Raw genomic sequence first — 13,035 nt, forward strand, 5'->3', positions numbered from 1 at the left:
AGGGACAGCTCTTTTGTATCTTCGGTGTTATTTGCCAGGAGCAGAAACATCCGTAGTCTCTGCTGCAGGATCTTTATATTTGCGGAGAATGGACACTTCTACCCGGCGGTTCTTGGCCCGCCCTATAGCTGTTGCATTGGTATCAATGGGACGATATTCCCCATACCCGATCGGACTGAACTTCACCGGGTCCAGATTGGGATTCAGCAGCAGGATCTTCATGAACTGAAGGGCACGGGCTACACTGAGATCCCAGTTGGAAGAGTAGGTACTGTTAGAGATCGGAACGTTATCTGTGTGCCCCTGTACCAGCACTTCATAATCCGGAAATTGCTGAAGCATGGTGGAGATCGACTTGGCCAATTGGCGGGATTCGTCCTTCACCACTGCCTGTCCTGAAGCGAACAACGCATTGTCGCTGATGGTGATCATCAGCTGCGACTGGTTCAGCTTCGTACTAAGCAAATCGGTCATTCCGTTATTCTTGATATATTGATCGAATTGCTTCTTAAGCTTCTCCAGATCCTCCTGCTCTTTGGTGCGGAGCTTGGACAGCTCGGAGGAGCCGGTATTCTTGTCAATCACACTGTTCATTTTATCTTTTCTGCCCTGATCCAACTGGGTGTTAGTCGGCGAATCCGAACGGAACTCCAGGACGCCTCCGCCGCCGCTAAGCGCTGAATTGAATGCCTGGGCCATTTGTTCGAACTTCTGGGCATCCGTAGCACTCATGGCATACATTACGAGGAACAGGGCCACCAGCAGGGTCATCAGATCGGAATAGGGCAGCAGCCAGGATTCATCGGCATGCTCTTCGTGTTCCTCATGCCTAGTCTTTTTGCTCACTCGAAGCGCCCTCCTTCTCGCTCAGCTTGGCACGCTCGGACGGAGTCAGGAAGACAGACAGCTTCTGGTTAATGGCAATGGTGGATACCCCGGATTGAATGGACAGCAGGCCTTCCACCATCATCAGGCGGACTTCGATCTCCCGTTTGGAGATCCGCTTCAGCTTGTTAGCCATAGGATGCCACATGACATAACCGGTGAATATCCCGAGCAGCGTAGCAATGAAGGCTCCGGCAATCGCATGGGCCAGTATGTCCATGTTGCTCATATCACCCAAGGCGGCAATCAGCCCGATAACAGCTCCGAGTACCCCCAGTGTAGGGGCGTACATTCCTGCTTGGGAGAAAATCAGGGCGCCGGCTTTATGTCTGTCTTCAGTTGCATGAATATCTTCCATTAACACGTCGCGGACAAACTCCTGGTCGTTGCCGTCAATAATCATCCGCATGCCGTTTCTGAGGAAGTTATCTTCAATTTCATCGACATTGGACTCCAGGGCAAGCAGCCCTTCACGGCGGGTAATGGAGGCCCATTCCATGAACATGGTAATCAGCTCGGGCTTGCCGACCATCTTTTTCTTCACAAACAGGATCTTCAGCAGCTTAGGGAAATTCTTGACTTCCGACATGGGAAAGGCCATGAAGATAGAGGCGGCCGTACCAAGAAAAATAATTACATAGGCAGCGGGGTTGTTCAAGCTTGCAAGCGGAGCATGCTTGAGTATCATTCCCCAGACTACTGCGATCAGGCCAAACACCAGGCCTAGAATTGTTGAGATTTCCATTTATGCACCTCGTCCATGAGAATTAAGAAGTGATCGACTAACCGCGTACTTCATCCTTGAACCGCGGGAGAACACTCTGCTTATAACCAAATCACGTATATTCTTATTTATCGACAGCATTCCCTTATTTGTGAAGTGATTTTTTCGGCTATAATAGATAAGGTAGGTTATTATTCATCAGCGAAGAAAACGGAGTGATTGATGTGGGAGTTAAGCATGGTAGAGATTACAGTGAAATTCTTGTTGATTTGACAGGAGCGGTCGGACGAATCTCTGACGGGTATATTTTCTTTGAAATGGAGCCTGAAGAGTGGGTAAGCCTGCCGGAGGAGTCGAAGCAGGAGGTCTGGGAGGCGCTTGCCGAGGACCTGTTCTACGCCCTGGGCAATGAACCGGTGATTCAGGTTGGCAGCGGTGTTGTAATGTACGATAAAGAAACACACCGGATTAATATTCTGCTTGGCGATGAGGATTTGGCTTCGGTAGTTCTAGTGTAAGTTGAGAAATTGCGGGAGCAGGTTTGTCCTCAGGTATCCGCCCATGGTAAAATTGGATGTGGAGTACTAATTGCCGGAAGATACGAATACATTTAATCAAAAAAATCTTTGGCCGGGCACATCCCTTGGACTTTCAGAAGCTGAGGGATGTTTTATTTGAGGGTGAACCGGAACCGTTAACTTAGCAAGGGAGGGAACGAATTGCAATTTACAGAGGAAGAACTGCAGGAGCAGATCGGCAAGCTTGAGGGCTGGAGACTGGATAAGGATAAGCTGGTGCGCAAATATATGTTCAATGAATACATGAAGGGAATTGCTTTTGTGGACGAGGTGGCCGCCATTTCGGAAGCCTTCGATCATCACCCGCATATCACGATTGATTACAAGACCGTTGTTCTGCGGCTGACCGCAGATGTGGAGAAGCTTGATCTCCGCCAGGCCCGTGAATTTAATGAGGCGTTCGAGAAGAATCGTTAAAGGACAAGGTTACTATGGAAATGACAGGCATGCCTGATTAATAAAAATGCCCGTGCAGGGATCGCTTGAGATCCTCTGCAACGGGCATTATACATATGAATGAAGAGCTTGATGTCCTTACAATAAGCGGATTATTTCTTCTCGGCCAGCCATAAGGCTACATTGGCGATTTCTTCAGGGGCCAGCCTGTCTTTGAAGGAAGGCATCTGTCCGCGTCCCTTGGTGACTATACTGTAGATCTGCGGCGCATCATGTGATGCACCTTCCTGCTGCAGGCTCGGTCCTGCACCGCCCTGGAGCTGGTCACCGTGGCAGGAGATACAGTTGGCCTTCACTGTAGCCTCCGCACTGGCAGCGTCCAGTACAACCTCCGGCATTGTCGGTTTGTTCTCTTCAGCTACCTCGGATTTACCGGGTAAGGTGAACATTAAGATCACCGCAAAGGCGCAGGCGGCAAAAAACAAACCGCTCATGATCCATTTCTGCATCTGCAATCCGTCCCTTCATGTAAGCTGCTGTTTCCATTATAGCGGATGGTGAAGCGTTATCATAGTATTTGTGTCAAAAAAATGAACGGAATAATCACTATTCCTCATAGACCATGCAATAAAACGGCTTATTGCCGGTGGGAGTCCGGCGTTCATAGGTATCCGTTATGGTGAACCCGCATTTCTGGTAAGCGCGGATTGCCCGCTGATTCCAGGTCAGTACCTCCAGATCAATCTCACGCTCCGGGTAACGGGCCCGTGCAGCCTGCACGATCGCCGTCATGAACAGATGCCCCATCCCATGACCACAGAGATCCGGACGCATTCCCACTCCGAGCCGGACTACACCCTCCATAGGAAACAACTGGGCAAAGCCGCACAGATCACCTTGCCCGTTCACTACGGACACATATTGCTCCTGTCGCAGCTCCGGGTCACCGAACTCAACGCCGAGCGCCTGCATCTGCTCCCAGGACATCCAGCCGTATATGTTATACGGGGGGCTGTAGCTCCACTCGCAGATCTCGGCGGCATGCAGCGGCTCCATAGGTACAACGTAAAAGGTTAGCGGAGAACTAATCATAAGCGGGCGGCCTCCTTTCCGGGACAATGCTTTTTACTATATTATATATATTTTATGAAAAGGCGGAATGGGTGTTTTACAAATATAGAGCGGGGTAAGTAATTTTATAGACAAAAAAAGCCCTTTCCCAAGATTTCGGCAAAAATCTCGGAAAAGAGCGTATGTTACAACAAATTATTCGACATCATCGTTGTCTTGAGAATCCGTAGCTGCAGTCTTGTAAGCATCTGTGCTCATAATCCGCTTGGCGCCAACGTAGCGGTTGACGTAGTAGCTGTCACTCAGCGAACTGATAGTTACACCACGGGATGAAGACGCATGTGCGAACTCGCCGTCACCGACATAAATACCGACATGGGATACACCTTTGCCATTGGTATTGAAGAATACAAGATCGCCCGCTCTCATCTCGTCACGGGACACGGCAGAACCCATCTGGTATTGGGAGCCGGATTGATGCGGCAGGTTAATGCCCATCTTATCAAAAACATACATTGTAAATCCAGAGCAATCAAATCCGTTTGTGGATACACCGCCGGATACGTATTTGGTTCCAATGGCTTTGTCGATAACTTTATCCATCTTGGAATCGGCGAAAGCGCTTCCTGCTCCAATGGTGAAGATAATGGACAAACTCAGTACTGCGGCTGCTAGCTTCTTCTTCAAAAGTAAATACCCCTTCCAATGCCTACGAGGTTAGCTTAAGGGTTCGGTTGAAGGTCCCCTATGACCCCTCTTAGAATAGGAGGTCAATTCACCCAAAGTGGTTCCCCCGTTTCCCTAACTTCATTAGGGAACTCGGCACGACTGTTGATTAGGATTAGCTGTTCATTCAATACATGACAAAACCTTTGTTAAAAGCGATTCAATAATTACAAAAATGTTACTAAAAACTCACTGCGATAATTGTAACAAAGACTTCGGCACTTGGCAATCACTTATAACATATTAATGCATCTTTTTTGCTGTTTTTAGAGTTATAGCCCGTTAGAAAGACTCATATCTATGTGCAGAGTAGCTTCTATATGTTTTTTTCTTTATTTTTGGAATAAAATGCTGTTTCAAGGGCAGAAAATCTGTGTAAAAGGTAGAATAAGGAAAAGAAAAAGGAAGAACCCGGAAATGATTACGGCAATAATCATCCCGGGCCTGTATAAGTTACAATGGGTTGTTAGAGGTTGAAATGTTCGGGGTATTCTTCAAGGGTTCAATCGTAAGCGACAGCTTGGTAGGCTGTTGTGCTCATTACTCGTTTGGCGCCAACATAGCGGTTGGCCCAGTAGGACTGGCTCATTGAACTGATGGTTACACCGCGTGAACTGGAGGACTGTGCAAATTTCCCGTTTCCGACATAAATACCGACATGGGATACTCCGTTGCCCAAGGTATTGAAGAACACGAGATCGCCGGAACGCAGCTGGCTCTTAGGTACTGCTGTTCCTACTTTGTACTGTGCCTTAGAAGTGCGGGGCAGAGTAAGCCCAACATTCTTGAACACATATTTGGTGAATCCGGAACAGTCGAACCCGTTGGTGGTTGTGCCTCCGGTTTTATATGACGTTCCAATGGTTTTTGAGATCACAGTATCCATTTTGGAATCTGCGAAGGCACTGCCTGCTCCGAGTGTGAATACCATCACAAGACCCAGCGCTGCTGCGGTGCATTTTTTCTTGAAGTTCTGAATAATCAAAAGATGTACTCCTTCCAGGGCCTGCGAGGTTAGCTTAAGGATTCGGTAGAAGGTTCCCCTATGACCCCTCTAAAGCGAGATCAATTCACCCAAAATATGGTTCCCCCACTTCCCGGTGCTGGGAATTCGGCGTTATGTGCACCAGAACAGTGACTTATCGGCAATTAGTTAATTTGCAATGGTTACGGTAAATTATGCTTGAAAGATTACAACTTTGTTACTAGTAGTACAGGCATCATTGTATCAGAGGTTTTACAGTTTTGCAAATGGTTTTGTCTTCGCTTAAGCAAAAAAGAGTCCTGCTCCCTGCTTGAGGGGCTGTGACTCTTTTTAGTATGCCGTTTCGGCCGTGAATTATTGTGGAAATGATTTACTGGACCAGAGATGGTACTGGGCAGCTACTCCCCACATATTGAAGAGCGTGGAGGGCAGCGGAGCTGCCTGACGCAGCAGCAGGGCCGGGAGTCCCGGATACAGCAGCGCAGAAGCACTACAGAGGATCAGTATAATTAGACTTCCCGCCCCCAGTATGACGGATACTCCGATAGAAGGCAGCAGCACCTTCAGGCAGATCAGCAGAGACGAGAACATGCCGGTGCCGGCAGTATAGCCGAATTGCATATAGAGCAGAAGCTTGCGGATCAGGAAGAGGTACAGGAGCCAGCCCAGCACATAAGGCACAAGCTTCAGCAGAAGCGGAACCTCAAGAATGCCGCCAAGCAGCAGCCGGTACATACGCGGAAGCAGCCAATAGAGCGGCAGGAGGGTTAACGCCCATTCCACGAGGCTGAATACCAGCACGGGCAGCCCGTACTTTTTCATTCCGGGAAAAAAGAACAGTCCACGCGCTCCTGCGCGCTCCTGATGGAGCTCATGCAGCAGCCCTGCCCGGATGAAGGGGGTGAGCAGCAGCCGGAGCAAAGTCAGTGCCAGAAGCAGCCATAGCCAATGCTGGACGGCAGGTTCGGTGCGCAGGGAAGACTGGCCCTCGATATAATACAGCAGCCTGCCTATTCCGCTGCCGCCGGCATCCGCATCGGGATAGCGCAGCAGCAGGGGAACAACAGCGCTTTTAATGAATTTGTACAGGAAATAGCCCCAGAACAGCCGGTAAATAAATAGCAGAATCAATATATAGAATTGCTCTTTCATGCTGACCCAACCGCGGGTTATTGAACTTTTCACCATTCCTTCACCTCACCAGACTAGAGTTCCGAGCAGGGTTTCAAGCAGTGTCGTCACGCTTAGCGTCCAGCGGGAGAGAGTACGCGGCTCCAGCTCGGCCATTCTGAAATTGTTAAGATGCCTGCTCTCCAGCAGAATGGTATGCCCCGGATCGATCTCTGCGGAGACCAGAGGCGCTTTATAGGCTAACTCGAAGGAGGTTGATTGTCCCTCGCCATTCCAATATTGCTGAACAGTGTACCCGTCCGAGAAGGTGAATTTCACGGGAACATCCGGGTAGAGGGTGCCTTTATTGCTCACCTCAACAACTGCGCTATATTGCACTCCGTCACCGTCACCGTCGCTGCCGCTGCGTTTTGTGGAGAGCTTAATATCGTCTACTGCGAAATCAGGCGCCCCCCCGCCGTAGACATACCGGTCAAAATAAGTCTGCCAGGATTGCTTGGTCACCTTCTCCACAATCTTCTGGAAATCGGCGGTAGACGGGTGCTTGAAGCGGTATTTGCGGACATAGGCAGCGAGAATAGTATCCATATTCTTGGCCCCCGCTATGCGCTCGATATCCTTAAGCACCAGCTTGCCCCGGATATACACATTGCGGGTATAGGCATCGTCGCCGCTGTATTTCCAGGTCTCCAGCTTAAGCGGCTGTGAGGAGGAGACCAGGCTGGACTGAAGCGGAAGGCTTGAGGCTACACCGTATTCCTGTTCCATCAGGCGGTCTTCTGCGTAGGAGGTGAAGCTCTCATCGAGCCAGGCTTCTTCAAATTCATTACTGCCGACCATGCCATAGAAATACTGGTGGCCGATCTCGTGGATAATGGTGCGCTCCAGCGAAGTGCCCGGCGGTGCCGCGGTGGCACCGAAGGCGGTAATCAGTGTCGGATATTCCATTCCCCCCGCCCCGTTGCCGGACTCAGGCGGAACTACAATGGATAAGGTGGAGTAAGGATACGGGCCGTACCACTTGCTGAAAGCGGTCAGGGCCGCCTCAGCCGCCTGGAAATAGCGCTCCTGGAGATTCTTATGCAGCGGGTCCAGATAGAGCTTAATTCTCACCCCGGGCACCTGCGGTGCGGAGAAGGCCTTCTCGGCAACGACGAAATCCGGTGAGGCGGCCCAGGCAAAGTCATGGACATCATCTGCATAGAATTGGTACACCTTACGGCCCTGCACTACCTTGGCATTCCTCACCGGAAATCCGGTTGCGGCCACCTTGTACTCAGGCGGGACGGAAATGGTTACATTGTAAATACCGAAATCACTGTAGAATTCGGAGGTTCCGTGATATTGATGGAGGTTCCATCCTTCCTCCTTGAGTCCTCTTCTGCCGGCAGGCTCGTAGACGCTTATTTTCGGAAACCACTGGCCGGCCATGACGAAGTTACCGGCGGTCCCCATCCGGGCGAATATTTTCGGCAGCTTGACCTCGAACTTAAGCCTCACCGTAATACTCTCACCGCCGTGTACCGGCTGGGGCAGATGAACCTTGAGCAGTGTTTTATCGTTGATATTGCCGTCGTCAGGCTGCACATACTGGGTGCGCTGCATAAGCGAGATGCCTTCGGAGGTCCGCAGATCCGTTAGGGTGATGCTGCCGTACCCGCCAGCAGGCATGGAATCTCCGCGTAGTGTGCCCCCCGATTCCTTCATGAAGGTTGTATTACCGGAAGCGAATGCATTGGGATACAGGTGAAAATACAGCTCTTGGACCGGTTTTGAGCCCGGATGGGTCCAAGTCAGCGTCTCGGAAGCTGTTAAGGTCCCCGTATCTGCCTGAAGCTGCACATCCATGTGGTATTCGACCACACGCTGGCTTAGAGCTTCTGATTCTGGGGGGGAGAACATCTCCGGAAGCGTGGACTGCACGGGCTGCTGCGGGATGACGGCGGGGGACTTGGCCTCTTTTGGCACAGAAGCAGTCCATGCGGCAGGGTTATGCCCTGAAAGAAACCATATTCCGCCTCCAAGCAAGGTGAGAACAGCCAGGACTGCGAAGATGAGGGTATACCTTAATGAATGTGGCTTCATACTGTGATTCCTCCCGTGACAAGCATCTACGGGATGTATATGTTTGCAATCGCCGCAATATTAGCTAAAATTAAATAATTAGTGAATGGAAAGGATGTGCACATGTGGATAACGTACAACCGGAAGGCAAAAAACAGATTGCCTTGAATATTGTGAATGCCAGAGCCAAGCATAAAGGCTTCGGCGCAGGCTCTATTGATCTGAACAATGTATCTCCTGTCATTATTGATCAGGGAGAGGCAGTTATTGATATCGGCGCTATGCATGCCAAGAGTAAAGTGGAGAAAGGGATTAAATTCTCTGTGAACCGTGAGGATGTCCCGAACGGCAGACAGGTATGGGTCGTATGGGTGGCTGTAGACCGTACGCCGGAGGGACAGTTCTACGGAGGAATTACTGCCTGTGAGATGTGGATTGACACCGAAGCCCGCCGCGGCTGGAAGATTCTCGCCGATCATGTCAATAAGCTGGATGCTGCCCTGAAGCGGAAGCTTATGCTGGAGGGACTGGGAATCAGCGAACGGGCAGCGCTGAAATCACTGCTGATGACCCATAATGAAGAGTGGTGGGCTGCCTCGCCAGAAGAGCTGAAAGCGGCATTGTCGGAATAGGGGAAGCGCCGGATGGTTAAGCATAGAACGAACAACAAATAAGGCTTGGCCCTCGAGAGACCGAGGGCCAAGCCTTATTCGGGTTCTGGTGCAGACTCCCTCTCCGTAACCTTTACTGCGGGGCCGCCCTGCCGGAAATGTTCAGCTTACGCTTCAACTGGCTTACCCTGGCCTGGCTGATTCCGAGCACCTCGGCAAGCTCCTTCTGATTGGCATAGGGATGATCCTCCATTGCTTTTTGCAGACGCAGGCTCATTTCTTCAGTCTTGGTTCTCCGCCCTCCGCGGGCAGGCTCGGGGTTCTCTGCTGCTGGACTTGGGGGAGCGATGACGGGTTCTGACCCGCGTTCGGGGTCACTTAGCTCCTTCAGACAGGTGTTGCAAATAAACTGATCCTTATAGTAGGTCACATGGTCTAGACTTCTGCAAAAGGTGCATTCTGTGGAGGTGTACTTTCTGAGAACGATAATATTCTCATCCAGAATAAAAAATTCAATCGGGTCCCCAATGTCAATATTACGTGTCATGCGGATTTCTACGGGAACCACAATTCTTCCAAGACTGTCTAAGCTCCGGATCATGCCTGTATCCTTCATCCCATGTCCCTCATTTACCTCTTTATAGTTTGTGTAATATCTATGATTATAACAGTTATTGTAAGTTTAGAGAACGGGGAAAGCGCCTTCAAATAGGGTTGTTTATTGTCATTTTATAGGAAGTATTATCATTTTTTGGCGTATGAGGGGCAGATAGAGCAAAATAACGAAGAACAGCCCCTCCATGTGGGAATTCCCAAGGGAGAGGCTGATTAGGGTTCACTTCTTTTTACCCAAATTATCGCACCCGAAACAGCCGGGCGAGATTCAGTGCAGACGGAACGGCTGCGCGAGCGGATCGCTGACTGATACATAAGGATTCCCCTGAATATAAAACCGCCAGGGGCGCTCTGCGTATTCCTCCGCATAGGGAATATTAATGCGCGGAGCCTGAACAATGTCGATAGATTCAGGGGGTTCGCCCTGTTCAATCCATAGAGCGCCTCCCCGTATATCGAACCTGGTGCGGTTAAGGCTCCGGTCTATTCTCAGCGCCCGGCACAGCTTACCCGGTCCGCCGGACAGATCCGAGGGCTTCCTGACGGCAATTCCCCTGTAGGCTGCCATAAGTTCGGCATCCCTGTCCGTGAGCGGCTCTACCGCCCGGATCAGGACGGCATGCGGCTCATCTTCAGCGGCGGTTACTACATTCAGGCAGTGATACATGCCATAAATCAGGTACACATACACTGCGCCGCCGGCGCTGAACATCACCTCCGTACGGGCGGTGCGGCGGCCGCCATAGGCATGGCTGCCTTTGTCCTCGGCGCCGCCGTAGCTCTCTGTCTCAACAATACGGCAGCGGATCTCCCCGTCTTCCGTAAGGCGGACCAAATGCTGACCTAAGAGGCGCGGAGCGGCTTCGAGAGCCGTAAGCGTGTAGAGTTCAGGCTGCAGCAGCTTGGCGGCCGCCGTCTTCCGGCCGCCGGAACGATTCGGCTTCATGAACGGATGACACCTTCCTGCGGCAGAGTTAGGCGAAAGACGCGCCTATGCCGGGTTGATCCCATCGTAACGCAAGCAGCCCGGAGGCGGCAATACCCGGTTAGTTCATCCACCAGCGCTTGATGTTATTCCACAGCGAATGGTCTTCCTTGGCGGGATCGGCAGCATCCGGAGAATTGTCCCCGGCAGGAGAACCCGTGCCGCCGGTGCTGTGCTGATCACAATATTCGGTCGGCTCCGTCCCGCTGATGAAGGTTTCCAGCTTTTTCTCGGGACAGTCTGCTGTAGCCAGCTTACCGGACTGCGGATTCACATATACGCTGACCACGCCCTCCGGAATCGGAAAAATCTTCGGCGGAACATTCTCCAGCGCCTTTTCCGTAAACTGGGCGAAGATAGGCGCTGCCCGTCTTCCGTCGGCAGTCGCAATATCGCGGCCTTTGTCGTATCCCACCCAGACGGCTGTGGAGAGCTCGGGAGTGAAGCCCACCATCCACCCGTCGGTATCCGTGGTGCCGGTTTTACCGGCTACGGGACGTTTGATCATCGAGGCTACCCGGTTCCCCGTTCCTCCGCTCTCGAAGACCCCTTCCATCAGCCGGGTCAGCACATAAGCCGCTGCCGGCTCCACCACGGACTGTCCCTGGGGCTGAGGGGCTTCATATAGAAGATGTCCGCTGGCATCCGTAATCTTCAGAACTGCGGTAACCGGCTGCTTCACTCCGCCGCCTGCAATCACCCCGAAGGCGGAGGCCATCTCCAGCGGGCTGACGGGCGAGGTTCCGAGTGCCAGAGAAGGCACGTTTTGCAGCGGGCTGTTAATCCCCATGGCGGCAGCCATAGCAGCCACCTTATCGGCCCCAATCTTCATAATGGTATTCACGGCATAGATATTGTCGGAAGCGGCAATGGCCTGCTGCATGTTGATCTCTCCGAGATACTTGTCGCCGAAGTTCCGGGGCTGATACGTCTTCCGGTTATTGTCATAGTGGAACAGCGTCGGCTGGCTGTTGAAGACCGACAAGCCGGTCATTTCCTTGGAAGCCAGCGCCGTTAAATACATAATCGGCTTGAAGGAAGAGCCGGGCTGGCGTGTCTTGGCCAGAGCATGGTTGAACGGGCTGGACCGGTAGTTGGTTCCCCCGACCATAGCCTTCACATACCCGGTCCGGGGATCAACGGACACCAGGGCCGTTTCCAGCTCGCTGCTGTGGTCCATCCCCTGATCCACCGCTGCTTCCGCAGCCTGCTGCATATCCGGGTCAAGCGTTGTGTAGACATTCAGTCCGCCCCGGTCCAGCTCGTCACTGGTGATATTCAGGGTATCTATCACCAGGCCGCGCACATAATCGCGGAAATAGGGCGCAGCCACCGTGATATCCTTTTGACCCTGCGGGCGTAGCTTCAGCTTCTCCTTGGCAGCTTCCTCTGCCTGCGCCTGCGTAATATCCCCCACATCGACCATGGCGGCGAGTATGATGCCTTGACGCTTCAAGGCACTGTCCAGGTGATTATAAGGCGAATAGTAGGTGGGGCCTTTGGGGACTCCGGCCAGCATGGCACTCTCCGCCAAGTTGAGGTCAGCGGCAGCTTTGCCGAAATACATCCGGGCCGCCGCTTCAATTCCATAGGCGCCGTGCCCGTAGTAGATTTCATTTAGATACATGTTCAGTATTTCGTCCTTGGTATATTTCATCTCAAGCTGGAGGGTGTAGAGTGCTTCCTTGCCCTTGCGGGTCCAGGTCTTCTCATGGGTCAGGTACAGATTGCGTGCCAGCTGCTGGGTTAGGGTACTGGCTCCTTGCGTACGCCTGCCCGCCTCAAGGTTGGCGAGTACGGCTCTCCCCATCCCCTTCAGATCAAAACCGATATGATTATAGAATTTCCGGTCCTCTACAGCCAGCGTGGCCTTAATGAGCAGAGGTGAAATCTGTTTAAGCTCAACAGGCTCCCGGCTGCGTCCATCCGTAGTGAAGGTGGTCATCACATTGCCCCTGGAGTCAAGCAGCCTGGAGCGGACATCATCCCCCAGCGGGGGCAGCGGTTTCTGATACAGGTACCCAAGCAGAGCTCCGGCTGCCAGCACGGACAGGAGGGCAGAGACCATCAGCAGCCGGAAGAGCAGGCGGAGGCGGCGTTTCGGGAACTTGGTTGTGGCAGAATCGCGCGTCATGGCATCAGGCTCCTTCTCATTCAAGCAGCAATACAGCGCAGCGCATCCGGGCTGCCGTTGCTTGTATTCCTCATTATGGGAAAGGAAGGGGGGAGATATTCATAACCTGAAGAGAAAGCGGGGCCCGGGG

14 protein-coding genes and 2 riboswitches are annotated in these 13,035 nt (G+C 52.0%); of the genes, 3 read left to right on the top strand and 11 right to left on the bottom strand.

All coding sequences use genetic code 11. The features are described from left to right. Window positions 1–27: 27 nt before the first annotated feature. Both motB and motA read right to left on the bottom strand, forming a co-directional pair. Window positions 28–846, bottom strand: a complete 819-nt coding sequence (gene motB / locus HQN87_RS31070; protein WP_173141070.1) for a flagellar motor protein MotB — start codon at window positions 844–846, stop codon at window positions 28–30. Beyond that, entirely contained in the window at window positions 830–1,630 is an 801-nt protein-coding gene (gene motA, locus HQN87_RS31075; RefSeq protein WP_173141072.1) for a flagellar motor stator protein MotA, read from the bottom strand. The genes motB and motA overlap by 17 nt, the downstream gene beginning before the upstream one ends. Before the next feature lie 203 nt (window positions 1,631–1,833). On the opposite strand from motA, the gene HQN87_RS31080 reads away from it, so the two are divergent. Further along, window positions 1,834–2,127: a hypothetical protein gene (locus HQN87_RS31080; RefSeq protein WP_173141131.1), complete on the top strand. Its 294-nt coding sequence runs from the start codon at window positions 1,834–1,836 to the stop codon at window positions 2,125–2,127. A 201-nt stretch (window positions 2,128–2,328) separates the two neighbouring features. Further along, on the top strand, window positions 2,329–2,604 hold the full coding sequence (locus tag HQN87_RS31085) for a 4a-hydroxytetrahydrobiopterin dehydratase (RefSeq protein ID WP_173141074.1): 276 nt from the start codon (window positions 2,329–2,331) through the stop codon (window positions 2,602–2,604). A 131-nt stretch (window positions 2,605–2,735) separates the two neighbouring features. Here HQN87_RS31085 and HQN87_RS31090 read toward each other — a convergent pair whose 3' ends face one another. From HQN87_RS31090 to HQN87_RS31115, 6 genes are all read right to left on the bottom strand, one after another. Beyond that, complete coding sequence (locus tag HQN87_RS31090) at window positions 2,736–3,092, bottom strand: c-type cytochrome (RefSeq protein WP_173141076.1); 357 nt, start codon at window positions 3,090–3,092, stop codon at window positions 2,736–2,738. A gap of 97 nt (window positions 3,093–3,189) precedes the next feature. Next, window positions 3,190–3,675 (bottom strand): GNAT family N-acetyltransferase, encoded by a 486-nt coding sequence (locus tag HQN87_RS31095; RefSeq protein ID WP_173141078.1) that lies wholly within the window; start codon window positions 3,673–3,675, stop codon window positions 3,190–3,192. 174 nt (window positions 3,676–3,849) lie between these two features. Then, on the bottom strand, window positions 3,850–4,341 hold the full coding sequence (locus tag HQN87_RS31100; protein WP_173141080.1) for a C40 family peptidase: 492 nt from the start codon (window positions 4,339–4,341) through the stop codon (window positions 3,850–3,852). Window positions 4,342–4,345: 4 nt separating this feature from the next. Next, window positions 4,346–4,489: riboswitch (cyclic di-AMP (ydaO/yuaA leader) on the bottom strand. A gap of 393 nt (window positions 4,490–4,882) precedes the next feature. Beyond that, the gene (locus HQN87_RS31105) at window positions 4,883–5,311 is read right to left on the bottom strand and encodes a C40 family peptidase (RefSeq protein ID WP_173141133.1); all 429 of its coding nucleotides are present in this window, start codon (window positions 5,309–5,311) and stop codon (window positions 4,883–4,885) included. Between the two features lie 57 nt (window positions 5,312–5,368). Next, window positions 5,369–5,507: riboswitch (cyclic di-AMP (ydaO/yuaA leader) on the bottom strand. A gap of 212 nt (window positions 5,508–5,719) precedes the next feature. Further along, on the bottom strand, window positions 5,720–6,517 hold the full coding sequence (locus HQN87_RS31110) for a hypothetical protein (protein WP_173141082.1): 798 nt from the start codon (window positions 6,515–6,517) through the stop codon (window positions 5,720–5,722). Between the two features lie 45 nt (window positions 6,518–6,562). Continuing rightward, window positions 6,563–8,581 (bottom strand): M1 family metallopeptidase, encoded by a 2,019-nt coding sequence (locus HQN87_RS31115; RefSeq protein ID WP_173141084.1) that lies wholly within the window; start codon window positions 8,579–8,581, stop codon window positions 6,563–6,565. 104 nt (window positions 8,582–8,685) lie between these two features. Between HQN87_RS31115 and HQN87_RS31120 the strand changes: the two genes are divergently transcribed. Further along, complete coding sequence (locus HQN87_RS31120; protein ID WP_173141086.1) at window positions 8,686–9,192, top strand: YwhD family protein; 507 nt, start codon at window positions 8,686–8,688, stop codon at window positions 9,190–9,192. A gap of 112 nt (window positions 9,193–9,304) precedes the next feature. Here the strand turns inward: HQN87_RS31120 and HQN87_RS31125 are convergent, their stop codons facing one another. The 3 genes from HQN87_RS31125 to HQN87_RS31135 all read right to left on the bottom strand — a co-directional run bounded on the left by HQN87_RS31125 (window position 9,305) and on the right by HQN87_RS31135 (window position 12,905). Then, window positions 9,305–9,787 carry an AbrB/MazE/SpoVT family DNA-binding domain-containing protein gene (locus HQN87_RS31125; protein WP_173141088.1) on the bottom strand — a complete coding sequence of 161 codons (483 nt, stop codon included), beginning with the start codon at window positions 9,785–9,787 and terminating at the stop codon, window positions 9,305–9,307. 267 nt (window positions 9,788–10,054) lie between these two features. Then, the gene (locus HQN87_RS31130; protein WP_173141090.1) at window positions 10,055–10,732 is read right to left on the bottom strand and encodes a DNA-3-methyladenine glycosylase; all 678 of its coding nucleotides are present in this window, start codon (window positions 10,730–10,732) and stop codon (window positions 10,055–10,057) included. Window positions 10,733–10,832: 100 nt separating this feature from the next. Next, window positions 10,833–12,905: a transglycosylase domain-containing protein gene (locus HQN87_RS31135; protein ID WP_173141092.1), complete on the bottom strand. Its 2,073-nt coding sequence runs from the start codon at window positions 12,903–12,905 to the stop codon at window positions 10,833–10,835. Window positions 12,906–13,035 lie beyond the last annotated feature (130 nt).

The sequence above is a fragment of the Paenibacillus tritici genome (assembly GCF_013204885.1).
Lineage (GTDB): Bacteria > Bacillota > Bacilli > Paenibacillales > Paenibacillaceae > Paenibacillus_AQ > Paenibacillus_AQ tritici.